We start from the raw sequence: 25081 nt of genomic DNA, 5'->3' as shown, positions 1-25081 counted from the left end.
AGGCCCCGAAGGGCCTTTTTCGCGTCTGGGCGCTATCAGCGCTCCAGGTCGGCAATCTTGCCAGGCTTGCCATCCCATTCTTCAGCGTCCGGCAGGGCGTCCTTACGCTCGGTGATATTCGGCCAGATTTCCGCCAGCTCGGCGTTCAGCTCGATGAAGTTTTCCATGCCAGAAGGCACTTCGTCTTCCGAGAAGATGGCTTGCGCTGGGCACTCCGGCTCGCACAAGGCGCAGTCGATGCACTCGTCCGGGTGGATGACCAGGAAGTTCGGGCCTTCGTAGAAGCAGTCCACCGGACAGACTTCCACGCAGTCGGTGTATTTGCATTTGATGCAGTTGTCGGTGACGACGAAGGTCATTTCTAATTCTCTCCTCAGGCGACGGCGGCGGCCCTTCCTCTCAGGGCCGCGCGGTTTACGGGTATGTGGCTGCAGGCCAGGCTAATAACCTGCAGCACCAGCAAACCGCGGCGGATTCTACCAGCTTGTAATGGGCGCCGTTATAACAGGTTCTTTAGTTGATATAGCATTTCGATAGCTTGACGCGGGGTCATGTCGTCCAGCTGCAGCTTGCCCAGCTTCTCGATGGCTGGATGAGGGAGGCTGGCAAACAAGTCGCTCTGGTGTGGCACTTGTGGCGCGTCCTTGGCCTTGTGGGCCGCAGGCTGCTCATGGGGCAGGCTGGTGGTTTCCAGCCGGCCAAGGTGTTCGCGAGCACGCTGGATCACTGCCGTCGGTACGCCGGCCAGCTGTGCAACGGCCAGGCCGTAGCTTTGGCTGGCAGGGCCGGGTAGCACGTGGTGCAGGAACACGATGCGTTCATTGTGCTCGGTGGCGTTCAGGTGCACGTTGGCCACCAGCGGCTCGCTCTCCGGCAGCACGGTCAGTTCGAAGTAGTGGGTGGCGAACAGTGTGTAGGCACGCAGCTGGGCCAGGCGCTCGGCGGCGGCCCAGGCCAGCGACAGGCCATCGAAGGTGCTGGTACCGCGGCCCACTTCGTCCATCAGCACCAGGCTGCGGTCGGTGGCGTTGTGCAGGATGTTGGCGGTCTCGCTCATCTCCACCATGAAGGTCGAGCGCCCGCCGGCCAGGTCGTCACTGGAGCCGATGCGGGTGAAGATGCGGTCGACCAGCGACAGCTCGCAGCTGGCTGCCGGCACGAAGCTACCGATGTGGGCCAGGAGCACGATAAGCGCAGTCTGGCGCATGTAGGTCGATTTACCGCCCATGTTAGGGCCGGTGATGATCAGCATGCGCGTACTGTTGTCCAGGCTCAGGTCGTTGGCCACGAACGGCGTGGTCAGTACCTGTTCCACCACCGGGTGGCGGCCCTGCTCGATGCGCAGGCAAGGCTCGTCGACAAAGCGTGGGCAGCTCAGGTCGAGGTTCAGTGCGCGCTCGGCCAAGTTGCTGAGCACATCCAGTTCGGCCAGGGCGGCGGCGCTGTCCTGCAGCGGTGCCAGGTGGCTGATCAGGGTTTCCAGCAGCGCGTCGTAGAGCATCTTCTCGCGGGCCAGGGCGCGGCTCTTGGCCGACAATGCCTTGTCCTCGAACGCCTTCAGCTCCGGGGTGATGAAGCGCTCGGCGCCTTTGAGGGTCTGGCGGCGGATGTAGTCGCCCGGGGCCTGCTCGGCCTGCTTGGTCGGCAGTTCGATGAAGTAGCCGTGCACGCGGTTGTAGCCGACCTTGAGGTTGGCAAGGCCGGTGCGGGCCTTTTCCCGGGTTTCCAGGTCGATCAGGAACTGACCGGCGTTCTCGCTGATTGCCAGCAGCTCGTCCAGTTCGTTGTCATAGCCGGCTTTCAGTACACCGCCGTCGCGGATCACCGCCGGCGGGTTATCGATGATCGCCCGCTCCAACAGGCTGGCCAGTTCCGGATAGGTACCGGTAATGGCCGCCAGACGCGCCAGGTGCGGCGCTTCGAGCTCGGTCATGGCGTTCTGCAGCTCTGGCAACGCGCCCAGCGCATCGCGCAGGCGTGCCAGGTCGCGCGGGCGGGCATTGCGCAGGCCAATACGGGCGAGGATCCGCTCGATATCGCCAATCTCCTTCAGCTGCGGCTGCAGCTTCTCGAAGCGGTAGCTGTCGAGCAGGCAGCGGATCGAGTCCTGGCGTGCTTGCAGCACCTTGAGGTCGCGCAGTGGGCGGTTCAGCCAGCGGCTCAGCAGGCGGCTGGCCATGGCGGTCTGGCAGCGGTCGATCACCGATTGCAGGGTGTTGTCGCGCCCGCCGGCCAGGTTGATGTCCAGCTCCAGGTTGCGGCGGCTGGCCCCATCGAGGATGACCGTATCGTCCAGGCGCTCGTGGCGCAGGCTGCGCAGGTGCGGCAGCGCGGTGCGCTGGGTTTCCTTGGCGTAGGTCAGCAGGCAGCCGGCGGCACCGATGGCCAGGGTCAGCTTGTCACAGCCGAAGCCCTTGAGGTCCTTGGTCGCGAACTGTTGGCACAGGGCCTTGCGTGCCGAGTCGCGGTCGAAGTCCCAGGGGGCGCGGCGGCGGGCGCCTGGGCGTTTTTCCGCAGGCAGGTCCCGTGGCCAGTCGTCGGGGATCAACAGCTCGACCGGGTTCAGGCGCTCGAGTTCGGCCAGCAGGTTTTCCCAGCCCTTGATTTCTTGCACGCTGAAATTGCCGCTGGTGATGTCCAGTACCGCCAGGCCGAACAGGCGCTCGTCACCGAGCAGTGCGGCAATCAGGTTGTCGCGGCGCTCGTCGAGCAGTGCCTCGTCGCTGACCGTGCCGGGGGTGATGATGCGCACCACCTGGCGCTCCACCGGGCCCTTGCTGGTGGCGGGGTCGCCGATCTGCTCACAGATCACCACCGACTCGCCGAGCTTGACCAGCTTGGCCAGGTAGCCCTCCAGCGAATGGAACGGAATCCCGCACATGGGGATGGACTGGCCGGCCGACTGACCGCGGGCGGTCAGGGTGATATCCAGCAGTTTCGCGGCCTTTTTCGCATCTTCGTAGAAGATCTCGTAGAAGTCGCCCATGCGGTAGAACATCAGCTGGTCCGGGTGCTGGTTTTTCAGCTTCCAGTACTGCTGCATCATCGGTGTGTGTGCGGAAAGATCTGACATTCAGGGCCTTACAGGGGGGATCTGGTTGGCGATGGTAAACCCGTAATGGTACAGGCTTTTTCGTTGCGATGCAGGCACGTGCTTTGGGGCATGTGCGCAGTCTGGCGGGCAGTGGTGGAGCTGCACCGCGTAACCCTCTAGAATGTGCGCCCCTCGACGAATGCCCCTAGCCCTGATCTGCAAGATGAATGTGTCCAGCCCTGTCCCTTATGTAACGCAACAGCTGATCTACCTCCTTTATGGCAAGTGCCGGATCTATCAGCTGGAGGCAAAACTTAGCATCCTTACCGCCCTGGCTCGTTGCAAGCCGGCTGAGTTGCCGGTGATCCGCGTGCTTACCGACCAGCCACAGGCCTTTGCCGGCTGGCCGGTGGAAGTGATCACACTGGACGAGCAGACCTTGCAGGCCTGGGCCGGCGACGGCGGCTACACCCATCGGCGCAAGGCCTGCGCCATTGCCCAGGCCGGGCAGTGGGCGGACAAGACCGTGTTCATCGATACCGATACGGTATTTCTGCAGTCGCCGCAAAAGCTGTTCAGCCAGGTCGATACCGGGCAATTCTTGGTCGACGAGGTGGAAATGAGCTGGGCCGAGGCCTCGCGCAGCAGCTATTACCGCAGCTTCGTCGAGGGGCTTGCGGAGTCGGGCGAAGCACCGGTCGATGACTTGCGGCTGTGTAACAGCGGTGTCATGGGCTTTACCCGCGACAACGTTGGCATCGCCGAGCGCGCCATCGTCCGGATTGACGACTGGACGCCGTATGCCAGTGACTTGCATACGATCGAGCAGATCGCCTTTTCCTTCGAATTGCATAGCGCGCCGATCAACGAGGCGCGCGGCGTGATCAGCCATTACTTTGCGATGAAGCAGTACGTGCATGCCATTCTAGAAATCTTCTTTGCCCGGCATGGCGAGCATTTTCATTCGAAGATGCCAGGTCTGGCCCTGAAGGTGCCGGCACATCGCCCGGTGCCCTCGTGGTTGGCTCGGCTCTCGGTGAAATGGAGCCTCAAGCATGTACCCCGGGAACTGCGTGGCATCGGCCGCAAGTTGCTCTACGGCAGTGTGATGAGTGGTGATGACTACCAGCGTGCGTGCAAGGTGGTCTGGTGGCGTTCGGCAATCGAGGACATGCGCACGCTGGGCGGCTTTGACTGGAGCCGGGAGTGGCCTGACGGGCTGCCGCGGCTGGGGCAGCGTGACGAACTGGCGTTCAGCGAAATCGCCCGGGCCAGCCTGAAAGTTTCCTGAGCCAGAGCCCGAAGCAGGGTGGTAGGGTAGAGAGCCGCCCTCAAGGAGCACCCTGCATGGACCCGATCACCACGCTCGCCACCCGCCTGGGTGAGCACCTGCGCCGATTCAATGCGCAGGTAACTACCGCCGAATCATGCACCGGTGGTGGCATTGCCGAAGCCATCACCCGCATACCTGGCAGCTCGGCCTGGTTCGAAGCCGGTTACGTCACCTATTCCAATGCCCAGAAAACCCGCCAGTTGGGGGTGCCTGAAGCGTTGTTCGGTCAGGTGGGGGCAGTCAGCCAGGAAGTGGTTGAAGCCATGGTCCGTGGGGCTCAGGCTGCCAGTGGCGCACGGTTTGCCGTGGCGGTGAGTGGTGTGGCCGGGCCGGACGGCGGCTCGCCAGCCAAACCAGTGGGCACTGTGTGGCTGGCCTGGGGTGACGGTAGCCGGGTGTTCAGCGAGCGTCGGCAGTTCGACGGTGACCGCGAGGCGGTGCGCCGACAGACGGTGATCGCCGCGTTAGACGGCTTGTTACAGCTTGGTGCCGAGTAAATCGACGACAGGGGTTTGCGCGGGCGTCTGCCTGTGGAATAATACTGGCTACTTATACAGGTATTCCGGCCGTCAGGGCCAAGTCGAACACGTGAGGATTTCAATGGACGACAACAAGAAGCGCGCCTTGGCTGCGGCCCTGGGTCAGATCGAACGCCAATTCGGTAAAGGCGCGGTCATGCGCATGGGTGACCATGAGCGTCAAGGCATTCCGGCCATCTCCACCGGCTCGCTGGGCCTGGATATCGCCCTGGGCATCGGCGGTCTGCCAAAAGGCCGTATCGTCGAGATCTACGGCCCGGAATCGTCGGGTAAGACCACGCTGACCCTGTCTGTCATCGCTGAAGCGCAGAAGAACGGTGCTACCTGCGCCTTCGTCGACGCTGAACATGCCCTTGACCCTGAGTACGCCGGCAAGCTGGGCGTCAACGTCGATGACCTGCTGGTTTCGCAGCCGGACACCGGTGAGCAGGCCCTTGAAATCACCGACATGCTGGTGCGTTCCAATGCGGTCGACGTGATCATTGTCGACTCCGTTGCCGCGCTGGTACCGAAGGCTGAGATCGAAGGCGAGATGGGTGACATGCATGTGGGCCTGCAGGCCCGCCTGATGTCCCAGGCGCTGCGCAAGATCACCGGTAACATCAAGAACGCGAACTGCCTGGTCATCTTCATCAACCAGATCCGTATGAAGATCGGTGTGATGTTCGGCAGCCCGGAAACCACTACCGGTGGTAACGCCCTGAAGTTCTATGCTTCGGTCCGTCTGGACATCCGTCGTACCGGCGCGGTCAAGGAAGGCGACGAGGTGGTCGGCAGCGAAACCCGCGTCAAGATCGTCAAGAACAAGGTCTCGCCTCCGTTCCGTCAGGCTGAGTTCCAGATTCTTTACGGGAAAGGTATCTACCGTAACGGCGAGATCATTGATCTGGGGGTATCTCAGGGCTTGGTCGAGAAGTCCGGTGCCTGGTACGCCTACCAGGGCAACAAGATCGGTCAAGGCAAAGCCAACGCTGCCAAGTACCTGGCTGAGAACCCGGCTATTGGTGCCGAGATCGAGAAGCAGATTCGTGAGAAGTTGCTGAAAGCGGGTGCTGCTGCTGAAGCCGGCAAAGCTGCTGCTGCCGAAGCTGATGCCGATGACATGGCCGACGCTGACGCCGGTTATTGATTGCGCAGTAGATAGCCGAATATGTCTGCCGTACTCGACACCCCCGTCGCCATCCGGCGGACAGCCATGGACCTGCTTGCACGACGTGAGCACGGTCGAGTCGAGCTGACGCGCAAGTTGCGTCAGCGCGGCGCTTCGGACGAGTTGATCGAGCCTGAACTCGATCGGCTCGCCGAAGAAGGGCTGCTTAGTGAAGCCCGCTACCTCGAGAGTTTCATTCGTTATCGTTCCGGCTCTGGCTATGGCCCTGCGCGTATTCGCGAAGAGCTGTGTCAGCGTGGTTTGGCGCGTGCAGATATCGACCAGGCCCTGCGTGAAAGCGAGGTGAATTGGGGCGAGCGTATGCGAGATGTGTGGCAGCGCAAGTTTGCCGGGCAGCGCCCGCAAGATCCGCGCAGCCGCGCCCAGCAGACCCGGTTCCTGGCTTACCGTGGGTTCCCCATGGACATGATCGGCCGTTTGCTCAGCGGGCGTGATCTCGACGATTATTGACGCTCGAAACCACAGTGGCACGTGCACGTCGTGGATAATCTGTTTCGCCAAATGCCCCAGGCTGTCTCCATTCCATTGTAGGCGCGGGTTCACCCGCGAATACGGTGGCGGCTGCATCGGTGAATGGCCGGGGAGATTGGGCAGCAGGTCCGGCCCTTTCGCGGGTAAACCCGCTCCTACGACGGTCTGCGCCCAACAACCGATCAGGTGCAGGAGCAAACAGCCTAAGGATGCTCCTGCAGGTATCACGCGAGCTGATACAGAAAAGCATCAACTCACTTTCAGCGCCTGCCTGGCCCTCTGCGTGGTATGCATGGGTTGCGGCTTGGCCCAGTTCTCCGGCAGGTTGATGAAATCCACCAGCTCACGCAAGCGGCCCTGATCTCGGCCGTTGAAGGCGAATGAAAGGCGGGTCAGATGGCTGTAATTGCCAACTTCGTGCTCGGCACTGCTATCCGCTTGCTGGTGATATTTGCCACTCAGGCGCAAATCGGCAAACCCTTCCTGAATGTCATACAACGCCGCTTCGCTGAGCGCATGGTGCATGCGGATCACGAACTGGCTCTTCAGCCAGCGGCTGGAGTGGTAGTTGCTGTAGAACTGGTTGATTTCCTCAACCGCTTCGTCAGCGCTGTGTACCAGGCGCACCAGCTTCAGGTCGCTGGGGAGGATGTAGCGGTTTTCTTCCAACTGGCGGCTGATGAAGTCCAGGCAGTCACGCCAGAAGCTGCCGCCCGGTGAGTCCAGCAGCACCACCGGCACCAGTGGGCTTTTGCCGGTCTGGATCAGGGTCAGCACTTCCAGCGCTTCATCCAGGGTGCCGAAGCCGCCAGGGCACAGCACCAGGCCATCGGCCTCCTTGACGAAGAACAGCTTGCGGATGAAGAAAAAGTGGAACGGCAGTAGTTTGTCGGTACCGTTCACCGTCGGGTTGGCATGTTGTTCGAAGGGTAAGGTGATGTTGAAACCCAGGCTGTGCTCGCTGCCGGCGCCTTCGTGGGCGGCCGCCATGATGCCGCCGCCGGCGCCGGTGATAACCATCAGGTCGGAGCGCGCCAGAGTGGCACCTAGCTCGCGGGCCAGCGCGTACATCGGATGCTCGAGCGGGGTGCGTGCCGAGCCGAACACGGTCACTTTGCGTCGGCCCTTGTAGCGCTGCAGGGTGCGGAACGACTGGTCCAGTTCGCGCAGGGCCTGCAGGGTGATCTTGGCGCTCCAGCGGTCGCTGTCGTCATGGGCCATGCGCAGGATGGTCAGCATCATGTCGCGGTAGAGCGGCAGGTTAGGGCTGTTGGGGGCAACCAGTTGCAGTTGTGCTTCGATATTGCTCAGGTCGATATTGTTGTCGCGGAAATGGCTGAACAGCAGTTCATTCGAATGGTAAGGCATGCGACGTCTCCTTCTGCACCAATACCTCTGACCTCAATCTAGACCCTTGCGCCCGATCGTGCCGAGGTGTTCGGCGCAGCCGCCTGTCGGCCTGCGGCCATCGGCAGCACGGGTTTGGTTAACTGGTAGAGTCAAACGTGTCGATGCAGGAGGTGGCGGTATGCATCGCTTGGTCATCGAAGTGGACTGGCAGCTCTACCAGCAGCTGGAGAACGCGGCCCAGGTGCATCACCTGAGCCTTGAAGCCGAGTGCCGCCGCAGGCTGTCGGGGCTGGAGTGTCGGTCGCGATACTTGCAGGCGCTGTTGGCGGAGATGCGCGCCGATGCCGTTGAAGGGCGCTGGCGCGCTCATGAGGACGAGAAGGTGTAGCGTTAACGCTGTGCTTACTTCTTCTTGTTGCCGGCCACGCAGCTGGCGTTGTCGAAGGCCTGGTCCATGACTGGCTGGTTGGTCTTGTAGACCGTAAAGCGGTAGACCATGACGGCGCCCTTGGACATCAGGTTGCGGAAGCCGTTGTTGCGGCACACGCTGTCGCCGAGCTGGCTGCGCACCTGCTCAGGGTTGGCCTGCATGCGTGCTGCGTGGCTCTGGCGTACGCTCAGGTGGTTGACCAGCGCCTTGCCTTCAACGGTGTAACCCTGATCGAGGATGTCCTCGTTGATTGCGCGTGGGGTGCCGACGCTGCTCTCTTTGGCGACCTTCTGCAGCAGGGTGTTCAGGTCGTAATCCTGCTTGGATGCCGCCTGGGCTGCCAGAGGCAGGGCCAGCAGCAGGCTCAGGGCGGGGGCGATAAGGCGCAGCATGAATCTCTCCTGGTTCGATGACTGGCGCTTTGACATGCGCGGGTCAACGGCGTTCCGTAGAATTACGCGTGGCGAGGACCGGCACGGTAGAAACCCGATTATAAGGAGCGCAATGCCGGCTGCACAGCAATTGCCACCTGTTCTGGTAGACTGGCCGCCTTGTTTTCTCCGAGTCATCCTTGTGCCCATTTTCAATCTGTCCAGAGGCCTGCCGGCATGAGCCATGCGGTAGCGCGTCTGCGCGCCGAACGCCTGGCCCGCAGCAACAAGCCTTTCATCGCCCGTGGCTCGCGTGCCGAGCGTTGCCCGGATTGCCGGGTCATCGCCACCCATTGCCTGTGTGCCTGGAAGCCTAGGGTGCAGGCTGACGCAGGTGTGTGCCTGCTGATGCACGACACCGAGCCGCTGAAACCCACCAACACCGGCTGGTTGATTGCCGACCTGATTGAAGACACCTGGGCCTTCGGCTGGTTGCGCACCGCGGTTGACGAGCGCCTGCTGGCCTTGCTCGATGACCCGCGCTGGCAGCCCTATATCGTTTTTCCGGGCGAGTTCGTTGCCCAGGAGCGGGTGGTCAGCGAGGTGGTGCGCGAGCCGGGCAAGCGTCCACTGTTCATCCTGCTGGATGCCACCTGGACCGAAGCGCGCAAGATGTTCCGCAAAAGCCCGTACCTGGACCGCTTCCCGGTGTTGAGCCTGCAAGCCGAGCAGATGTCGCGCTACCGCCTGCGGCGCTCCAAGCGCGATGATCATTTCTGTACGGCAGAAGTTGCGGCCATGTGCCTGGACCTTGCTGGCGATAGCCAGGCTTCGCAGGCGCTGGATGCTTACCTTGATGTGTTCAGCCTGCATTACCTGAGCGGCAAACGGCGGCTACCGCTTGACGAGCAGGACGACACCCACCAGCGTTTGCATACCTTCCTATAGTCCAAGGGGCACAACCCCTGCTTTGGTTCATAATGACGGAGCTGGCAGCTAGGGTGGGCGAGACGGCAGGGCGATTGGCTTGATCTCCCTTGACCGTGCTCGGCATCCTTGGCGCCGATTCCCCGCCGGGCGCTTCCCTTCCACTCGAGTGCCTGGCACAGAACAGGATCCTTAGATCGATGGCCACATACGAAATCCTGATTGCCGATGACCACCCACTGTTCCGTGGCGCCCTGCGCCAGGCCGTTACCCTCGGGCTTGGCCCCGATGTGCGTCTGGTCGAAGTCGCGAGCATTGCCGAACTGGAAACCCGCCTGAGCGAAAAAGCCGACTGGGACCTGGTGCTGCTGGACTTGAACATGCCGGGTGCCTACGGTTTTTCCGGTCTGGTGCTGCTCCGCGGGCAGTACCCGCAGATCCCCGTGGTGATGGTTTCGGCACAGGAAGAGGCCGCCGTGGTGGTCAAGTCCCGCGAGTTTGGCGCCAGTGGTTTCATTCCCAAGTCCAGCACCCTGGAAGTGATCCAGGATGCGGTGCGCAAGGTGCTTGATGGTGAGGTCTGGTGGCCGCCGCAGGCGTTCGAAAAGGTCGATGTTTCGGCCGAGGCCAAGGCCGCCAGCGAAGGCTTGGCCAGCCTCACGCCGCAGCAGTTCCGCGTACTGACCATGGTCTGCGAAGGCTTGCTGAACAAGCAGATCGCCTATGAGCTGAGCGTGTCGGAAGCGACCATCAAGGCCCACGTGACCGCGATCTTCCGCAAGCTGGGCGTGCGTACCCGGACCCAGGCTGCATTGCTGCTGCAACAACTTGAATCGGTTGCCAGCAACTGACTGCGCATGGCTTCACGCTTTTTTGACCCGAGCCGGTCTAGTCTGCTGGCCTTTCTGCTGTGAAGTGACTCACATGACATCGCCATTCAAGGGCCAGACCGGCCTCAAACGCATCTTCAACGCCGCTGGTTACTCGCTGGACGGTCTGCGTGCCGCCTTCAAGGGCGAAGCCGCATTCCGCCAGCTGGTGCTGCTCAACGTGGTGCTGATCCCGATCGCCTTCTGGCTGCCGGTCAGCCGCGCCGAGCGGGCAATCATGATCGCCGTTTGCCTGTTGGGGCTGATCGTCGAGCTGTTCAACTCGGCGGTGGAGGCGGCCATTGATCGCATTTCGCTGGAGCGCCACCCGCTGTCGAAAAATGCCAAGGACATGGGCAGCGCCGCACAGTTGGTGGCAATGACCATGGTGGCGCTGGTGTGGGGAGTGATCCTGCTTTAAGCGATCGGCGGCAGCACGATCTCGTCACTGCGGGTAAAGCCCGCAGTGAAGCTGCGGCATAGCTCCAGAAACTCACGCATGGCCGAGGTCTGGTACTTCTGTTTGTGCCAGATGAAGTAGAACTGGCGCAGCAGGTCCAGCTCTGGTGTTTCCACAGGTACCAGGCTGCCACGGCGGAAGGCGTCGCGCAGGGCCAGACGTGAAATGCAACCGATGCCCAGGCCCGACTCCACCGCGCGCTTGATCGCTTCGGTGTGCTCCAGCTCCAGGCGAATATTAAGGTTGGCGCGGTGATGGCGCATGGCCTGGTCGAAGGTCAGGCGCGTGCCTGAGCCTTGTTCGCGCAGGATCCACGCCTCCTGCGAAAGGCTTTCGATATCGGCGCGGCCCAGTTTCGCCAGTGGGTGCTGTGGCGCACAGAACACCACCAGTTCGTCCTCGACCCACGGCTGAACTTCCAGGTCGGGGTGATTGCAGTCACCTTCGATTAGACCCAGATCAATTTCGTAGTGCGCGACCTGTTGCACGATATGCGCAGTATTTTGAACATGCAGTTTTACCTGGCTTTCCGGGTGTGTCTGCATGTAGTTGCCGATCAGCAGGGTGGCCAGGTAGTTGCCGATGGTGAGGGTGGCGCCGACCGCCAGTGAGCCGAAACCGGATTTGCCGTTGAGCAGGTCTTCGATTTCCTTGGCCTGGTCAAGCAGGGCTACTGCTTGTGGCAGCAATTGATGTCCCAGGGCATTGAGGGCCAGGCGTTTGCCGGCACGGTCGAACAGCTGGCAGCTCGATTGCCGCTCCAGTTCCGTGATAGAGGTACTGGCGGCCGACTGCGACAGCGCCAACAGGCTGGCGGCCCGAGAGACGCTTTGGTGCTGGGCGACGGCGACGAAGACTTGCATTTGACGGAGTGTGAATCGCATATCGATATAACCGATAACACATATCTTGATAATCCAGTTAACAGATATTGTCGCTGCCCCTAAACTATTGCGCAACTGTGCGCTTTGCGCGCGCGTTTTTCTTCAGGAGCCCCATCGATGAGCAACATGAACCACGAACGTGTCCTCAGTGTGCACCACTGGAACGACACCCTGTTCAGCTTCAAGTGCACCCGCGACCCGGGCCTGCGCTTCGAGAACGGTCAGTTCGTGATGATCGGCCTGCAGCAGGACAACGGCCGTCCGCTCATGCGTGCCTACTCCATCGCTTCGCCAAACTGGGAAGAGCACCTCGAATTCTTCAGCATCAAGGTGCCGGATGGCCCGCTGACCTCGCAGCTGCAGCACCTGAAGGAAGGCGATGAGATCATCATCAGCAAGAAGCCTACCGGCACCCTGGTGCTCGACGACCTGAATCCTGGCAAGCACCTGTACCTGCTGAGCACCGGTACTGGCCTGGCGCCGTTCATGAGCGTCATCCAGGACCCGGAAACCTACGAGCGCTTTGAAAAAGTGATCCTGGTGCACGGCGTGCGCTACGTGAACGAAGTGGCCTACCGCGAGTTCATCACCGAGCACCTGCCGCAGAACGAGTTCTTCGGTGAGTCGGTTCGCGACAAGCTGATCTACTACCCGACCGTGACCCGCGAGCCGTTCGAAAACCAGGGCCGTCTGACCGACCTGATGCGCAGCGGCAAGCTGTTCAGTGACATCGGCCTGCCGCCGATCAACCCGCAAGACGACCGCGCGATGATCTGTGGCAGCCCGAGCATGCTCGACGAGACCAGCGAAGTGCTGGACAGCTTCGGCCTGAAGATCTCCCCGCGCATGCGCGAGCCGGGTGACTACCTGATCGAGCGTGCCTTCGTCGAGAAGTAAGGCGCAGGCGGGTACAGGAAGGCGACTCTCGGGTCGCCTTTCTTATGCCTGGGATGTGTGCATTGCCTGTTCCGGCCCTTTCGCGGGTAAACCCGCTCCTACGGGTGCAGCGCACGTCCCGGGAATTGCACAAACCCCGTAGGAGCGGGCTTGCCCGCGAAAGGACCGGTGCAAGCGACCCCCGATCTATTCGACCCGCGTCTCGCCGCTGTACACCAAGATTTCCCTGCACCGCTTGCACAGGTATCGCCGCCCTTGGTGCACCAGCTTGTGCCGCTGCGCGGTAAACGGGAAGTCGCTTTGCGGGCACGGGCAGCGGTAGATGTAGCGGGTCACTGCGCGCCGTTGCACGTCATAGTTGTGGCAACGATTGGGCGGCAGTTCATACACCCCGCGCATGATCAACTGCCACTCTTCACCATGGGCCTGGATGCGGTCGCCAAACAGCTGGTGGGCAACCAGGTGTGCCACTTCATGGGCCACGGTCTGGCGCAGGAAGTCTTCCTGGTTTTCGCGGTAGAGCTGCAGGTTGAAGCGCAGCAGATTCTCGTGCAGGTGGGCGACGCCGGCTTTTTGCCCGCGCAGTTTGAAGCTGACTTCGGGGCGCGGGAAGCGGCGTTTGAAAAAGGCTTCGGCTTGCTGGTAACAGGTTTCGACGCGTTGTTTGAGCTGCTCGGGCATGGCGGGGCGGTTCTCCTGACCAGGCATTATGCCGCAAGCGCAGATGGCTTGCCGAGTCACCGGTCAGTGCACAGCCAGAGGCCGCCTTGCGGCGGCCTCTGGTTGATGCCCCAGTGTTGGTTCGGTCTGTTCTAGTTGGTGTAGACGGGCCCCACGCCCAGTCCCCAGATAATCACGGTAGCGGCCATGATTGCCACCAGTACCACCAAGCCCACTGCCAGCACCGAGCTGGAGAACAGGAAGCCTTCATCCGACGGTATGTTCATGAACGTCGGCAAGCCGACATACAGCAGGTACACCGTGTAGCAGATGGCGGCAGTGCCGATCAGCATGCCCAGCCACAGGTGCGGGTAAAGCGCCGCCAGGCCACCGATGAACAAGGGGGTGGCGGTGTAGGTGGCAAAAGCGATGCATTGCGCCATGGACGGGTTGGCATCGTAGGTGCGGGCCATCCAGTGGATGAATGCGCCCATTACCGCCACCCCGGCGAGCATGGCCAGGTAGGACATGATGCTCATCCAGATTGCGCTTTCCATGGTCAGCATCACTGCTGGCCGGTCACCGATCACCCAGCCCACCTGGGTAGTGCCAATAAACGCCGAAACGGCAGGAATCGCCGCGAGGATCAGGGTGTGTGTCAGGTACATGTGGCTGATGGTTTCTTCTTCGCCACGAATCTCCCGCCATTCCTGATCGGGATGGGTAAACAGCCCCACAACGTGATGAATCATGCCGATCACTCCTCTCAATGTTGCCAAACGCCCCCCAATATGGAGCGCAAGCGGCCCGAGGCCCTAACACCGATGCAAGCGGTAATGTGGCCTTATGTCGCAGTATAGGAAGCCGTTACCCACATAAACCGCGCTTTTTAGAGCAAATTGCGCTGTAAGCCGTGCTGTTGATTACATTGAAGTCTTTATCGGAATGCCTACAGCGGCGTCGCGTTTGTGCGTAAAATAGCCGGCTTTTGTCACACCTCGCGGATCCAAGCGCTATGGGCACCCTCTCGGTCAACCAGAACAAACTGCAAAAACGCCTGCGTCGTCTCGCTGGCGAAGCCATCACCGACTACAACATGATCGAGGATGGCGACAAGGTCATGGTCTGCCTGTCCGGCGGCAAGGACAGCTACACCATGCTCGACGTTCTGTTGCACCTGCAGAAGGTGGCACCGATCACGTTCGAGATCGTTGCGGTGAACATGGACCAGAAACAGCCGGGCTTCCCTGAGCACGTATTACCGGCTTACCTCAAGGAACTGGGGGTCGAGTACCACATCGTCGAGAAGGATACCTACTCGGTGGTAAAGGAACTGGTACCCGAAGGCAAGACCACCTGCTCGCTGTGTTCGCGTCTGCGCCGCGGTACCCTGTACACCTTTGCCGACGAAATCGGCGCTACCAAGATGGCGCTGGGGCACCACCGCGACGACATCGTCGAAACCTTCTTCCTCAACATGTTCTTCAACGGCGCGCTCAAGGGCATGCCGCCGAAGCTGCGCGCCGACGATGGCCGCAACGTGGTGATCCGCCCGCTGGCCTACTGCAGCGAGAAGGACATCCAGGCCTACTCGGACATGAAGGCATTCCCGATCATCCCGTGCAACCTGTGCGGCTCGCAGGAAAACCTGCAGCGCCAGGTGGTCAAGGACATGCTGGTGGAGTGGGAACGCAAGCACCCGGGCCGTACCGAGAGCATCTTCCGTGCCCTGCAGAACGTGGCACCGTCGCAGCTGGCCGACCGGAACCTGTTTGACTTCACCAGCCTGAAGATTGACGAAAGCGCTACCCCGCGCTTCCTCGACGTGCTGAACATCTGAGCCCATGCGTGATTACCCGTGGTTGCATGAGTATTGCCTGAACCGCTTTGGTTCGGCCCAGGCGCTGGAGGCTTTCCTGCCGCAGCCGCGCACGCCGGCGCAACTGCGCAACATCAGTGACGACCGCTACCTGTCGACACTGGCCCTGCGCGTGTTCCGCGCGGGGCTCAAGCACAGCCTGGTGGATGCCAAGTGGCCGGCGTTCGAGCAGGTGTTCTTCGGCTTCGACCCGGAGAAAGTGGTGCTGATGGGCGCCGAGCATCTGGAACGGTTGATGCAGGATGAGCGCATTATCCGCCACCTGGGCAAGCTCAAGAGCGTGCCGCGCAATGCGCAAATGGTGCTGGACATCGCCAAGGCGCATGGCAGTTTTGGTACATTCATCGCCGACTGGCCAGTGACCGACATTGTCGGCTTGTGGAAGTACCTGGCCAAGCACGGCAACCAGTTGGGCGGGTTGTCGGCACCACGGTTCTTGCGCATGGTCGGCAAGGACACGTTCATCCCGACCGATGACATGGCAGCGGCGTTGATTGCGCAGAAGGTGATCGACAAGCAGCCGACCAGCCAGCGCGACCTGGCTCTGGTGCAGCAGGCGTTCAACCAGTGGCATGCAGAGAGCGGGCGGCCGCTGTGCCAGTTGTCGGTGATGCTGGCGCATACCGTCAACCATTGAGTCTTGTGTTGCTCCCATTCGCGGGCACGCCCGCTCCCACAGGAATCGCACCGCACTTAAGGCCTGTGCAGTACCTGTGGGAGCGGGCGTGCCCGCGAAAAATCTAACTGCCTTCGCCTGCCATGCGCCGTTCATGCTGGAACTTCCAGCGCACGTACAGTAGCCCGGCAATGAACAGCCCCAGGCTCACCAGCACTTCAAGCCAGCCGAATACCGCCCGCGACGGGTCGAACGCTGCCAGCACGCCCTTGATGAAATAGATATTCACCACGAAGCAGGTCCAGGCATGCGCCCGGGCGCTGCCTTTCAGCATGCCGGGCAACAGCAACAGCAACGGCACCAGTTCGATCGCCAGGATCACCTCGACCCGGGCCCCATGCAGGTTGGCGAACCACAGGTTGTTCACCACCAGCAGGGCGATCAGGCCGAAGAAGCATGCCAGGCTCAATGCCCGCGTCAGGCGCAGGCGGGGTACCAGCCATTGGACCGGCGGCAATGCCTTGGGCTTTCTAGCCACGCGCCGCCTCCAGGGCCTTGGCCGTGGTCGCCAGGCGTTGGCCCAGGGCACGGCACAGGGCGATTTCGTGCGGGTCGAGTTCGCGCTTGCCATCGGCGCCTGCGTGGTGGCTGGCGCCATAAGGCGTGCCGCCGCCACGGGTCTCGAGCAGTGCCGACTCGCTGTAGGGCAGGCCCATCATCAGCATGCCGTGGTGCATCAGCGGCAGCATCATCGACAGCAGGGTGGTTTCCTGGCCGCCGTGCAGGCTGGCGGTGGAGGTGAACACGCCAGCCGGTTTGCCGACCAGCTCACCGCCTAGCCAAAGGCTGCTGGTGCCATCGAGGAAGTACTTGAGTGGCGCTGCCATGTTGCCGAACCGGGTCGGGCTGCCCAGTACCAGGCCAGCGCAGTGGCGCAGGTCGTCAAGGGTGGCGTACAGCGCGCCACTGGCCGGAATATCCGGGGCCACCGCTTCGCATTCGGTGGAAATCGCTGGCACCGTACGCAGGCGTGCCTCCATGCCGGCCAGCTCGATACCGCGGGCGATGTGCCGGGCCATTTCGCTGGTCGCGCCATGGCGGCTGTAATACAGCACCAGGATGTAGGGCGCGCTCACGGCAGGATCTCCAGCACCTTTTCCGGCGGGCGACCGACCACGGCCTTGTCACCGGCAACCAGGATCGGCCGCTCGATCAGTTTGGGGTGCTGGGCCATGGCCTCGATCAGTTGCGCGTCGGTCAGTGCCGGGTCGGCCAGGTTCAGCGTTTTGTATTCGTCCTCGCCGCTGCGCAGCAATTGACGCGGGGCGATGCCCAGCTTGCCGAGCAGGGCCTTGAGGGTGACCACGTCGGGCGGGGTTTCCAGGTAGCGCACGATGGTCGGGGCCAAGCCGCGGGCTTCGAGCAGTTCCAGGGCGCCGCGGGATTTCGAGCAGCGCGGGTTATGATAGAGCGTGAGATCAGTCATGTCGGGTCGCATCCAGCTGGGTGTGGCGGCTATTCTAACCGCAGCGACTGACCAATTTGCTTTAAAACTCGAGAAGGATTGACCCATGGCAAGGCGTCTGGCAGCAGTACTGGCCATCACCGCGAGCCTGTTGCTCGGTGGTTGCGGTGCCGATTACGGCGTGGACCAACACGGTAATACGGTTAAGGCCGAACAGATCGAAGGGCACTGGCTGGTGCTCAACTACTGGGCTGAATGGTGCGGACCGTGCCGTACCGAAATCCCGGAACTGAATGCGGCGGCCAAGCAATGGGCGGCTGAGGGCATCAAGGTGGTGGGGGTGAACTTCGACGGTTTGCAGGGGCAGGACCTGAAGCAGGCTGCCGAAACCCTGGGTATCGGTTTCACCGTGCTCGCCCAGGACCCGGCCGAGCGCTATGACCTGCCGCGTAGCGAGGCCTTGCCGGTGACCTACATCATCGACGACAAGGGCAAGGTGCGTGAGCAGTTGATGGGCGAGCAGACCCTTGAAGGGTTGCAGGCCAAGATCAAGGTCCTGAAAGGCGCCTGATGCATTCGGGGCCGCTTTCGCGGCCCTTCGCGGGCAGGCCCACTCCCACAGGGGGGACGCGACAAACTGGACTGCCCCCAAGAAGTTGGACACCAATCCAACCCTTGGGGGATCTATGGGTAAGTACACCGAGCAATTCAAGCTCACAGCGATCACAGCCTACCTGGATGGCAGCAACGGTTTCCGAAAGGTGGCTCAACACTTAGGTATCGATTTCAGCCTGCTTCGACGCTGGGTGGCCAGTTATCAGGCCAATAATGGCATTGGTACAGGCTCGCATGGGCGGCGCTATACCAGTGATTTCAAACAGCAGGTGCTTAGCTATATGCACGAGCATCGGCTTTCGCTGCGCCAGACCGCTGCCCACTTTGGTCTTGGGCAGTCCTCTCAGATAGGCATTTGGCAGCGGCAGTACTACAGTGGCAGTCCTGCACCCTCTACTGCCATCAAGCCAAGAAAGCCAATCGACGTGTCGAAGAAGATCAAGCCTGCCAAACCCACCGATACCAATGATGATCAGAAGTCTCGAGATCAGCTGATGGCTGAACTTGAGTACCTGCGCATGGAGAATGCTGTCCTAAAGGAGCTCAAGGCTCTGCGCGAGGAAAAGGAACGAACACGCGGGAAAAAGCCCTGATCGTTTCCAAACTCAAGCGCAGGTTTCCTTTGCCTGACCTCCTTCAGTTGGTCGAGCTGGCGCGCAGCACCTTCTACTACCAGCTCAAAGCTCAGCAGAAGCCAGACCGGCATGCTGAGCTCAAGGCATTGGTGCATCGCGTCTATCACGAGCAGAAACGGCTTTATGGTTATCGCCGTATCGCACTCGTAATCAGGAAGGAAAAGCGGGTGAACAAGAAGGTCATTGAACGTCTGATGGCTGAGCAGGGATTGAAATCAGTAGTGCGCCCCAAGAAATATCGCTCCTATCGAGGTACCGTCGGCAAAGTGGCAGCGAATGTACTGGAGCGAAATTTCGTCGCTCAACGCCCAAACCAGAAGTGGGTGACTGACGTAACCGAGTTCAAAGTAGCTCAACAGAAGCTCTATCTGTCGCCCGTGATGGATTTGTACAACGGCGAAATCGTGGCCTACGAAATGGCCAGCCGCCCGTGCTATAGCCTGGTTGGGAACATGCTTGGCAAAGCGCTCGATTGCCTGGGAGAGAAACCGAAGCTCGTGCTGCATTCGGATCAGGGATGGCATTACCAGCAGGCGCAATACCGCCGTAAGCTAAGCGAATGTGGGGTAAAGCAGAGCATGTCTCGAAAAGGCAATTGCCTGGACAACGCGGCCATGGAAAGCTTCTTTGGCACGCTCAAATCCGAGTTTTTCTACCTGAAGCGTTTCGAGAGCATTGATGAGCTGAGAGTGGGTCTGGATGAGTACATTCACTACTACAACCATGATCGCATCAAGCTGAGGCTCAATGGCCTGAGCCCTGTGGAGTACAGGGCTCAGGCTGCAGCTTAAAACTGTCCAACTTTTGGGGGGCAGTCCAAGCTGTGGGAGCGGGCGCGCCCGCGAAGGGCCGCAAAGCGGCCCCGGCAATCCTCAGCCTTCTTCAGGCCAGAAGCGCAGCGGCTTGCCTTCGGCCGGCCAGAAGCGCATCTGCTCCACCGGTGACACATCCCAACGCTCTACCGTTTCCAGCGCCTGCAGGAAGCGTTTTTCCTGTTCCATCAGCGCGGGTGCACACAGCTTGCGGGTCTTGCCGACCTTGCCGAAGCTCAGGTGCTCGCCATCGAGCGTGTAAGGCGCAAACCAGTGGTTGCAGCCGCCGTTGCCATAGGCACGGCCGTCGCTGGCCAGGGTCAAGGTCAGGTGGCTGTAGTCGATCAGTGGTCGTTCGCCAATCCACTCCAGCACGTAGCTGCGTTCCTGCTGCAGCCGGGAAGGTTCCGTGGCGCAGCCGAGCAGGCCGGTTGCAATCAGCACGCCGGTCAGCAGATTCTTCACTCGGCGCTCTCCTGGCAACGCGGGCACAGGTGTTTTTCGCCACGGCTGGCCCAGCCCAGCGCTGCGATACGGGCGCTGGCAGCCGGTTGACGAGCTGCCTTGCCGAGCTTGGCGTCTACTGCGAACTCGAAGCTCAGCACCGCATCGCAGCGATCGCATTCGACCTGCCAGGTGAGGATTTCCAGCTCGTTGAATACCGGGCCACTCGCCACGGCAACCCACTGGCCGCGTGGGTTGATCAGGTGGCGCACGCTTTCCACGGTCAGGCGCATGGACAAATCCTTGCTGCCCTTGAGCGTGACCAGCAGGCTGTCGCCTTTTTGCATCGAACCGCCGTTGCCCGTGACCTGGTAGCGGCCCGGCACCAAAGCGCGGCACTCGATCAGGGTGTGTTGCGGGTTGAAAAGGGTGTAGCGAAAATCGTGTTCGACCATGGGTCCTCCAGAAATGCCGCGTATCCTAGCATTAACCCATCACCAGGTTCTGTGGATTGCCTGCCGCCCAGCGGTTGATGTTGTCCAGTGTGGTCGCGGCAATGGCATCCAGCGCCTCGCGGGTGAGGAAAGCCTGGTGAGCGGTGATGATCACGTTGGGGAAGGTCAGCAGCCGAGCCAGCACATCGTCTTGCAAGGGCAGGTCGGAGCGGTCTTCGAAGAACAGTTGGGCTTCTTCCTCGTAGACGTCCAGGCCCAGGTAGCCAAGCTGGCCGCTTTTCAGTGCGTCGATCAGCGCCGGGGTGTCGACCAGCGCACCGCGACCGGTGTTGATCAGCATGGCGCCGGGCTGCAACTGGGCCAGGCTTTGCGCGTTGACCAGGTGGCGAGTGTGCTCGGTCAGCGGGCAGTGCAGGCTGATGATGCGGGCTTCGCGCAACAGCTCGGGCAGGGGCATGTAGCGGGCGCCAAGGGCCAGCAGCTCCGGGTTGGGGTAGGGGTCGTACGCCAGCAGCTGGCAGCCGAAACCGGCCATGATGCGAGCGAAGGCGGCCCCGATCTGGCCGGTACCGACCACCCCGACGGTTTTGCCGTGCAGGTCGAAGCCGGTCAGCCCGTGCAGGGTGAAGTCACCTTCGCGGGTGCGGTTGTAGGCCCGATGCAGGCGCCGGTTGAGTGCCAGGATGAGCGCCACGGCGTGCTCGGCAACGGCGTGTGGCGAGTAGGCCGGCACCCGCACCACGGCCAGGCCCAAGCGCTGGGCGGCGGCCAGGTCGACGTGGTTGTAGCCGGCCGAGCGCAGGGCGATCAACCGCGTGCCCGCAGCGGCCAGGCGCTGCAGCACCGGCGCGTCGAGTTCGTCATTGATGAAGGCGCAGACCACCTCAAAGCCCTCTGCCAGGGCGGCGGTGTCGAGGGTCAGGCGGGCCGGCTGGAAATGCAGCTCCAGGGTGGTGCCGCTGACAGCCTTGGTGAAGCTTTCCTGATCGTAGTGCTGGCTGCTGAACAACAGGGCGCGCATGGTGGAACTCCTTTGCAATGCATGTCTTGGTTGGGTCGCTGCCTGTCAAGGCATACCCAGCGTGGCCCAGAGCCACTCAAGCGCTCAATCTGGCCTGTGCCGACAGCCGGCTGATCGCGCTGTCCAGTTCATCCAGGGCCTGCTGCGCCTGCGGATTGTCCTGCTTCAGCAAGGTCTCGCTGCGTTGGCACGCTGCCCGTAACTGCGGTACGCCACAATAGCGTGAGGCCCCGTTCAGACGGTGTACCTGCTCGATCAGGCCATTGCGGTCGTCGGCTTCGCGGGCGGCGCGTATGGCTTCGCGGTCCGTATCCAGGGAGGCCAGCAGCATGCTCAGCATGTCAGCGGCCAGATCTGCCTTGCCAGCGGCCAGGCGCAGGCCCTCTTCGGGGTCGAGTACCTTCAGTTCGTCGCCATTGGTCAGTAGCTCGGCCTGCGCCTGCTGCGGTGTGCCCAGGCTCAGGCCGGTCCACTTCATCACCACCTGGGCCAGTTGCCGTTCGCTGATGGGTTTGGTCAGGTAGTCGTCCATGCCGCTGTGCAATAACGCCCGCTTTTCATTGGCCATGGCATGGGCAGTGAGGGCGACGATTGGCAGCGGGTTGCCGCTCTGGGTGTTTTCCCACAGGCGGATCTGTTCAGTACAGGCGCGGCCGTCCATGCCGGGCATCTGCACATCCATCAGCACCAGGTCGAACAACTCCTCCTGCACGGCCTGTACCGCCGCATAACCATTGTTGACGGCCAGTACCTCGGCACCCAAGTCTTCGAGCAGGGTTTTTACCAGCAGCAGGTTGGCGGCATTGTCGTCGACGCAGAGTATTTTCGGGCGTCGCTGGCCGTTGGCGTTGCTCCCTTCGGCCAGCGGACGGCGAGGTTGTACCAGCTCCAGCAAGAGGCGACGCAGCTTGCGGGTGCAGGTCGGCTTGGACAGCAACTGGCCATGGCCGTTGGGCAGGTACGGGTGGTACAGCGCCTGCTCGGTGGTCGGGCACAGCACCACGCATTGGCAGTGGTAACGCTCGAGCTGCTGATGATAATGGCCCAGTTGCTCGGGCGACAGGTTACCCAGGTTGGCCCCGAGCACCGCGAACTCGAAGGGCAGGCCGGCCTGGCTGGCGGCCTGCACCCCCTGCAGCAACTGGTCGTAGGAGGCGAACAGGCTCACGCTGAGGCCGCAGTCTTCCAGCTGGTGCTCCAGTGCCTGGCGCGCCAGTTCGTGGCCATCGACAATGGCGGCACGGCGGCCCAGCAATGGCTGCGGTGGCAGCGCTTCGGCATCGTCATGAGCCTTGGGCAGGTTGAGGCTGATCCAGAACTGCGAACCTTCGCCCGGGGTACTGTCGACACCGATCTCGCCGCCCATCTGTTCGATCAGGCGCTTGGAAATCACCAGCCCCAGACCGGTGCCACCGGGCTGGCGAGCCAGTGAGTTGTCAGCCTGGCTGAAGGCCTGGAACAGTGTGCGCACATCCTGTGGTGACAGGCCGATGCCGGTGTCCTGTACGCTGATGCGCAACTGCGCGCAGTCTTCGTGCTCGTCTTCCAGCATGGCGCGCACGACGATGGTGCCTTCGCGGGTGAACTTGATGGCGTTGCTGACCAGGTTGGTGAGGATCTGCTTGAGCCGCAACGGGTCGCCCACCAGCGAAGCAGGCGTGTCGCGGTAGATCAGGCTCAGCAATTCCAGCTGCTTGGCGTGGGCGGCCGGAGCGAGGATGGTCAGGGTGTCCTGGATCAGGTCCCGCAGGTTGAACGGTATGCTGTCGAGCACCAGCTTGCCGGCTTCGATCTTGGAGAAATCGAGGATCTCGTTGATGATTCCCAGCAGGTTGTCAGCAGACTTCTCGATGGTGTTCAGGTAGTCGAGCTGGCGCGGTGTCATCTCGCTTTTTTGCAGCAGGTGGGTAAAGCCGAGGATGCCATTGAGCGGGGTGCGGATTTCGTGGCTCATGTTGGCCAGGAACTCCGACTTGATACGGCTGGCCTCAAGGGCCTCTTTGCGCGCCATGTCCAGCTCGATGTTCTGGATTTCGATGGTTTCCAGGTTCTGGCGCACGTCTTCGGTGGCCTGGTCGATGCTGTGTTGCAGTTCTTCGTGGGCGTTTTGCAGGGTTTCGGCCATGCGGTTGATGCCGTGGGCCAGTTCGTCCAGCTCATGGCTGCCCATGGTCGGCAGGCGTTCTTCGAGGTGGCCGTCCTTGAGCTGATTGACCGCGTGCTTGATGCGTTCGATGGGGTCGTTGATGGTGCGGCTCATGCGCAGCGCCAACAGGCCGCTGAGTGCCAGGCAGGCGAGGATCAGCAACAGGCTGGTGAACAGGTTGCGGTAGCCGCGCAGCAGCGTGCCGTCGTGCGACAGCTCGATCTCTACCCAGCCCAGCAGGCGCTCGGCTTCGGCCGGCACGGCGTCGGTGGCCAGGTCGCGGTGGTGGCCGAACACGGGCATCAGGTAGCGGGTGGCGTCGTTGCCACTGCGCTGCAGGAGTTGGGTGCCGGTACCGCCGCTGGGCGGCAGGTTGAGCATGCTCGGGCCGGCGTGGGCCAGGCGCGTGCGGTCCGGGGCCAGAAACGCCACTGCGCGCACATCGGCCTGCTCCAGGGTTTGTGCGGCAATTCGCTCCAGTTGCGCAGGCGCGAGCCGGGCCATGGCCGGTGCGGCCAGGGGCGCCAGTTGTTCGGCGATCATCTTGCCGCGCTGCAGCAGCTGGGTGCGCAGGTCGTTCTGTTGCAGCCAGGTGAAATAGCTACCCAGCACCAGGGCCATCAAGCCGGCCGGTAGCAGTGCCAGCAGCAGTACCCGGCTGCGGATTCCCAAGCGATCGAGCACACTCGCCTCCTCTGATGTGCCTGGATGCCGTCAAGTGGTAACGGCCAAGCCGCGAAGTTACTCCGCCTGCCGCACCATTGCATCTCTTTAGTACGTGTTATGCGCCGTTGCCGGGGCATTGGTCGCAGTGCGGTTGCCTGGCAGGTGGCGAATGCTCAATAATCACGTAATTGAGAATGCATGGCAGTTGCCAATGAATCCTGTATCTATTTACAACACCCACATCCTTGCCATCGAGGACGACCCGGTGCTTGGCGCCTATCTGCAGGAAGAGCTGCAGCGTGGCGGCTGCCAGGTCACCTGGTGCCGCAATGGCCTGGAGGGCCTGGAAACGGCTGGCCGCCAGGCTTTCGATGTGGTGCTCATGGACATCCTGCTGCCCGGGCTTGATGGGCTGGACGCCTTGGCGCAGTTGCGCAGGCACAGCGCCACCCCGGTAATCATGATGTCGGCGCTGGGGGCCGAGGCGGATCGTATCAGCGGCTTTCAGCGCGGCGCCGACGATTACCTGCCCAAGCCATTCAGCATGGCCGAGTTGCAGGTGCGCATCGAGGCGATTTTGCGCCGCGTGGCCCTGGAGCGGCGGCATCAGGGCCCGCTGGAGCAAGCCGGCTGCGGCGAGCTGCAGTTCGATGAGGGGCTGTGTGACGTGCGCCTGAATAGCCGCCTGGCGGGCCTGACCCCCAGCGAATACCGCCTGCTGGACATCCTCTACCGCAACCTCGACGAAGTCCTCAGCAAGCCGTTCCTGTACCAGCATGTGTTGCAGCGCGGCTATTCACGGCATGACCGCAGCCTGGACATGCACGTCAGCCAGATCCGTCGCAAGCTCAAGGGCATCGGTTATCACGAACGACAGATCCGCACCGTGTGGGGCAAGGGTTACGTGCTCAGTGCCAGCGAGGCGGAGTGA

At 61.9% G+C, this 25081-nt stretch carries 28 protein-coding genes; 14 read left to right on the top strand and 14 right to left on the bottom strand.

Features of this window, described 5'->3' with window-relative positions:
• Positions 1–35: 35 nt before the first annotated feature.
• Complete coding sequence (gene fdxA, locus LMH93_RS21250; RefSeq protein ID WP_003252355.1) at positions 36–359, bottom strand: ferredoxin FdxA; 324 nt, start codon at positions 357–359, stop codon at positions 36–38.
• Between the two features lie 140 nt (positions 360–499).
• Positions 500–3073, bottom strand: a complete 2574-nt coding sequence (gene mutS, locus LMH93_RS21245; RefSeq protein WP_004574840.1) for a DNA mismatch repair protein MutS — start codon at positions 3071–3073, stop codon at positions 500–502.
• Between the two features lie 184 nt (positions 3074–3257).
• Here mutS and LMH93_RS21240 point away from each other — a divergent pair, with 184 nt between their 5' ends.
• From LMH93_RS21240 to recX, 4 genes are all read left to right on the top strand, one after another.
• Positions 3258–4325, top strand: coding sequence for a hypothetical protein (locus tag LMH93_RS21240; RefSeq protein ID WP_102886221.1), 1068 nt, complete (start codon positions 3258–3260; stop codon positions 4323–4325).
• Between the two features lie 56 nt (positions 4326–4381).
• On the top strand, positions 4382–4864 hold the full coding sequence (locus LMH93_RS21235) for a CinA family protein (RefSeq protein WP_003252362.1): 483 nt from the start codon (positions 4382–4384) through the stop codon (positions 4862–4864).
• A gap of 103 nt (positions 4865–4967) precedes the next feature.
• Positions 4968–6035 (top strand): recombinase RecA, encoded by a 1068-nt coding sequence (gene recA / locus LMH93_RS21230; RefSeq protein ID WP_003252365.1) that lies wholly within the window; start codon positions 4968–4970, stop codon positions 6033–6035.
• A 21-nt stretch (positions 6036–6056) separates the two neighbouring features.
• Entirely contained in the window at positions 6057–6527 is a 471-nt protein-coding gene (recX, locus tag LMH93_RS21225) for a recombination regulator RecX (RefSeq protein WP_003252366.1), read from the top strand.
• A 270-nt stretch (positions 6528–6797) separates the two neighbouring features.
• Here the strand turns inward: recX and LMH93_RS21220 are convergent, their stop codons facing one another.
• A complete protein-coding gene (locus LMH93_RS21220; RefSeq protein WP_003252368.1) occupies positions 6798–7916 on the bottom strand; it encodes an LOG family protein in 1119 nt (372 codons plus the stop codon).
• A 160-nt stretch (positions 7917–8076) separates the two neighbouring features.
• Here LMH93_RS21220 and LMH93_RS21215 point away from each other — a divergent pair, with 160 nt between their 5' ends.
• Positions 8077–8286 (top strand): hypothetical protein, encoded by a 210-nt coding sequence (locus LMH93_RS21215; protein ID WP_003252370.1) that lies wholly within the window; start codon positions 8077–8079, stop codon positions 8284–8286.
• Between the two features lie 14 nt (positions 8287–8300).
• Here LMH93_RS21215 and LMH93_RS21210 read toward each other — a convergent pair whose 3' ends face one another.
• Positions 8301–8720: a quorum-sensing-regulated virulence factor family protein gene (locus LMH93_RS21210; RefSeq protein ID WP_003252372.1), complete on the bottom strand. Its 420-nt coding sequence runs from the start codon at positions 8718–8720 to the stop codon at positions 8301–8303.
• 216 nt (positions 8721–8936) lie between these two features.
• On the opposite strand from LMH93_RS21210, the gene LMH93_RS21205 reads away from it, so the two are divergent.
• The 3 genes from LMH93_RS21205 (at position 8937) to LMH93_RS21195 (ending at position 10916) form a co-directional block, all read left to right on the top strand.
• Complete coding sequence (locus LMH93_RS21205) at positions 8937–9647, top strand: tRNA-uridine aminocarboxypropyltransferase (RefSeq protein WP_004574842.1); 711 nt, start codon at positions 8937–8939, stop codon at positions 9645–9647.
• A 179-nt stretch (positions 9648–9826) separates the two neighbouring features.
• On the top strand, positions 9827–10477 hold the full coding sequence (gene erdR, locus LMH93_RS21200; protein WP_003252375.1) for a response regulator transcription factor ErdR: 651 nt from the start codon (positions 9827–9829) through the stop codon (positions 10475–10477).
• A 73-nt stretch (positions 10478–10550) separates the two neighbouring features.
• A complete protein-coding gene (locus tag LMH93_RS21195; RefSeq protein ID WP_004574843.1) occupies positions 10551–10916 on the top strand; it encodes a diacylglycerol kinase in 366 nt (121 codons plus the stop codon).
• Here the strand turns inward: LMH93_RS21195 and finR are convergent.
• Positions 10913–11839 (bottom strand): LysR family transcriptional regulator FinR, encoded by a 927-nt coding sequence (finR, locus tag LMH93_RS21190; protein ID WP_004574844.1) that lies wholly within the window; start codon positions 11837–11839, stop codon positions 10913–10915. The genes LMH93_RS21195 and finR overlap by 4 nt on opposite strands.
• 117 nt (positions 11840–11956) lie before the next feature.
• Between finR and fpr the strand changes: the two genes are divergently transcribed.
• Positions 11957–12736 carry a ferredoxin-NADP reductase gene (gene fpr, locus LMH93_RS21185; RefSeq protein ID WP_003252381.1) on the top strand — a complete coding sequence of 260 codons (780 nt, stop codon included), beginning with the start codon at positions 11957–11959 and terminating at the stop codon, positions 12734–12736.
• Between the two features lie 186 nt (positions 12737–12922).
• On the opposite strand, the gene LMH93_RS21180 is transcribed toward fpr, so the two are convergent.
• Together LMH93_RS21180 and LMH93_RS21175 are read right to left on the bottom strand one after the other, a co-directional pair.
• On the bottom strand, positions 12923–13417 hold the full coding sequence (locus tag LMH93_RS21180; RefSeq protein WP_003252383.1) for a SprT family zinc-dependent metalloprotease: 495 nt from the start codon (positions 13415–13417) through the stop codon (positions 12923–12925).
• A gap of 131 nt (positions 13418–13548) precedes the next feature.
• Entirely contained in the window at positions 13549–14148 is a 600-nt protein-coding gene (locus LMH93_RS21175; RefSeq protein WP_003252385.1) for a Yip1 family protein, read from the bottom strand.
• A 263-nt stretch (positions 14149–14411) separates the two neighbouring features.
• Between LMH93_RS21175 and ttcA the strand changes: the two genes are divergently transcribed.
• Together ttcA and LMH93_RS21165 are read left to right on the top strand one after the other, a co-directional pair.
• Entirely contained in the window at positions 14412–15236 is an 825-nt protein-coding gene (ttcA, locus tag LMH93_RS21170; RefSeq protein WP_003252387.1) for a tRNA 2-thiocytidine(32) synthetase TtcA, read from the top strand.
• A 4-nt stretch (positions 15237–15240) separates the two neighbouring features.
• Positions 15241–15912 (top strand): DNA-3-methyladenine glycosylase I, encoded by a 672-nt coding sequence (locus LMH93_RS21165; protein WP_003252388.1) that lies wholly within the window; start codon positions 15241–15243, stop codon positions 15910–15912.
• Positions 15913–16015: 103 nt separating this feature from the next.
• Here LMH93_RS21165 and LMH93_RS21160 read toward each other — a convergent pair whose 3' ends face one another.
• Genes LMH93_RS21160 through arsC form a run of 3 tightly spaced genes read right to left on the bottom strand, consistent with a single transcriptional unit; the run spans position 16016 to position 17377 of the window.
• Positions 16016–16429 (bottom strand): DUF2069 domain-containing protein, encoded by a 414-nt coding sequence (locus tag LMH93_RS21160; RefSeq protein WP_003252389.1) that lies wholly within the window; start codon positions 16427–16429, stop codon positions 16016–16018.
• Positions 16422–17027 (bottom strand): NAD(P)H:quinone oxidoreductase, encoded by a 606-nt coding sequence (gene wrbA / locus LMH93_RS21155; RefSeq protein ID WP_230064570.1) that lies wholly within the window; start codon positions 17025–17027, stop codon positions 16422–16424. Before wrbA ends, LMH93_RS21160 begins: the two co-directional genes overlap by 8 nt.
• Complete coding sequence (gene arsC, locus LMH93_RS21150) at positions 17024–17377, bottom strand: arsenate reductase (glutaredoxin) (protein ID WP_003252402.1); 354 nt, start codon at positions 17375–17377, stop codon at positions 17024–17026. The genes wrbA and arsC overlap by 4 nt, the downstream gene beginning before the upstream one ends.
• Before the next feature lie 85 nt (positions 17378–17462).
• Between arsC and LMH93_RS21145 the strand changes: the two genes are divergently transcribed.
• Positions 17463–17927, top strand: coding sequence for a peroxiredoxin family protein (locus LMH93_RS21145; RefSeq protein ID WP_230064569.1), 465 nt, complete (start codon positions 17463–17465; stop codon positions 17925–17927).
• A 115-nt stretch (positions 17928–18042) separates the two neighbouring features.
• A protein-coding gene (locus tag LMH93_RS21140; RefSeq protein ID WP_230064568.1) for an IS3 family transposase occupies positions 18043–19397 on the top strand; the annotation gives its coding sequence in 2 pieces (ribosomal slippage) (positions 18043–18516 and positions 18519–19397; 1353 coding nt in all).
• 81 nt (positions 19398–19478) lie between these two features.
• Here the strand turns inward: LMH93_RS21140 and LMH93_RS21135 are convergent.
• From LMH93_RS21135 to LMH93_RS21120, 4 genes are all read right to left on the bottom strand, one after another.
• Positions 19479–19883 (bottom strand): META domain-containing protein, encoded by a 405-nt coding sequence (locus tag LMH93_RS21135; protein WP_003252405.1) that lies wholly within the window; start codon positions 19881–19883, stop codon positions 19479–19481.
• Positions 19880–20317 carry a hypothetical protein gene (locus LMH93_RS21130; RefSeq protein ID WP_004575339.1) on the bottom strand — a complete coding sequence of 146 codons (438 nt, stop codon included), beginning with the start codon at positions 20315–20317 and terminating at the stop codon, positions 19880–19882. The genes LMH93_RS21135 and LMH93_RS21130 overlap by 4 nt, the downstream gene beginning before the upstream one ends.
• A gap of 31 nt (positions 20318–20348) precedes the next feature.
• On the bottom strand, positions 20349–21338 hold the full coding sequence (locus LMH93_RS21125) for a 2-hydroxyacid dehydrogenase (RefSeq protein WP_004575338.1): 990 nt from the start codon (positions 21336–21338) through the stop codon (positions 20349–20351).
• 76 nt (positions 21339–21414) lie between these two features.
• Positions 21415–24168, bottom strand: coding sequence for a response regulator (locus LMH93_RS21120; protein ID WP_004575337.1), 2754 nt, complete (start codon positions 24166–24168; stop codon positions 21415–21417).
• Between the two features lie 193 nt (positions 24169–24361).
• Here LMH93_RS21120 and LMH93_RS21115 point away from each other — a divergent pair, with 193 nt between their 5' ends.
• Positions 24362–25081, top strand: a complete 720-nt coding sequence (locus LMH93_RS21115; protein WP_185280055.1) for a response regulator transcription factor — start codon at positions 24362–24364, stop codon at positions 25079–25081.

The organism is Pseudomonas sp. CIP-10 (genome assembly GCF_020911845.1).
GTDB lineage: Bacteria > Pseudomonadota > Gammaproteobacteria > Pseudomonadales > Pseudomonadaceae > Aquipseudomonas > Aquipseudomonas alloputida.
Note: the sequence above shows the minus strand (reverse complement) of the source record. Positions and strands in the feature narration are given on the sequence as shown.

Excerpts from the sequence above, each read along its gene's own strand:
- fdxA (WP_003252355.1), bottom strand. The coding sequence starts at position 359 with ATGACCTTCGTCGTCACCGACAACTGCATCAAATGCAAATACACCGAC.
- mutS (WP_004574840.1), bottom strand. The coding sequence starts at position 3,073 with ATGTCAGATCTTTCCGCACACACACCGATGATGCAGCAGTACTGGAAG.
- LMH93_RS21240 (WP_102886221.1), top strand. The coding sequence starts at position 3,258 with ATGAATGTGTCCAGCCCTGTCCCTTATGTAACGCAACAGCTGATCTAC.
- LMH93_RS21235 (WP_003252362.1), top strand. The coding sequence starts at position 4,382 with ATGGACCCGATCACCACGCTCGCCACCCGCCTGGGTGAGCACCTGCGC.
- recA (WP_003252365.1), top strand. The coding sequence starts at position 4,968 with ATGGACGACAACAAGAAGCGCGCCTTGGCTGCGGCCCTGGGTCAGATC.
- recX (WP_003252366.1), top strand. The coding sequence starts at position 6,057 with ATGTCTGCCGTACTCGACACCCCCGTCGCCATCCGGCGGACAGCCATG.
- LMH93_RS21220 (WP_003252368.1), bottom strand. The coding sequence starts at position 7,916 with ATGCCTTACCATTCGAATGAACTGCTGTTCAGCCATTTCCGCGACAAC.
- LMH93_RS21215 (WP_003252370.1), top strand. The coding sequence starts at position 8,077 with ATGCATCGCTTGGTCATCGAAGTGGACTGGCAGCTCTACCAGCAGCTG.
- LMH93_RS21210 (WP_003252372.1), bottom strand. The coding sequence starts at position 8,720 with ATGCTGCGCCTTATCGCCCCCGCCCTGAGCCTGCTGCTGGCCCTGCCT.
- LMH93_RS21205 (WP_004574842.1), top strand. The coding sequence starts at position 8,937 with ATGAGCCATGCGGTAGCGCGTCTGCGCGCCGAACGCCTGGCCCGCAGC.
- erdR (WP_003252375.1), top strand. The coding sequence starts at position 9,827 with ATGGCCACATACGAAATCCTGATTGCCGATGACCACCCACTGTTCCGT.
- LMH93_RS21195 (WP_004574843.1), top strand. The coding sequence starts at position 10,551 with ATGACATCGCCATTCAAGGGCCAGACCGGCCTCAAACGCATCTTCAAC.
- finR (WP_004574844.1), bottom strand. The coding sequence starts at position 11,839 with ATGCGATTCACACTCCGTCAAATGCAAGTCTTCGTCGCCGTCGCCCAG.
- fpr (WP_003252381.1), top strand. The coding sequence starts at position 11,957 with ATGAGCAACATGAACCACGAACGTGTCCTCAGTGTGCACCACTGGAAC.
- LMH93_RS21180 (WP_003252383.1), bottom strand. The coding sequence starts at position 13,417 with ATGCCCGAGCAGCTCAAACAACGCGTCGAAACCTGTTACCAGCAAGCC.
- LMH93_RS21175 (WP_003252385.1), bottom strand. The coding sequence starts at position 14,148 with ATGATTCATCACGTTGTGGGGCTGTTTACCCATCCCGATCAGGAATGG.
- ttcA (WP_003252387.1), top strand. The coding sequence starts at position 14,412 with ATGGGCACCCTCTCGGTCAACCAGAACAAACTGCAAAAACGCCTGCGT.
- LMH93_RS21165 (WP_003252388.1), top strand. The coding sequence starts at position 15,241 with ATGCGTGATTACCCGTGGTTGCATGAGTATTGCCTGAACCGCTTTGGT.
- arsC (WP_003252402.1), bottom strand. The coding sequence starts at position 17,377 with ATGACTGATCTCACGCTCTATCATAACCCGCGCTGCTCGAAATCCCGC.
- LMH93_RS21145 (WP_230064569.1), top strand. The coding sequence starts at position 17,463 with ATGGCAAGGCGTCTGGCAGCAGTACTGGCCATCACCGCGAGCCTGTTG.
- LMH93_RS21130 (WP_004575339.1), bottom strand. The coding sequence starts at position 20,317 with ATGGTCGAACACGATTTTCGCTACACCCTTTTCAACCCGCAACACACC.
- LMH93_RS21125 (WP_004575338.1), bottom strand. The coding sequence starts at position 21,338 with ATGCGCGCCCTGTTGTTCAGCAGCCAGCACTACGATCAGGAAAGCTTC.
- LMH93_RS21115 (WP_185280055.1), top strand. The coding sequence starts at position 24,362 with ATGAATCCTGTATCTATTTACAACACCCACATCCTTGCCATCGAGGAC.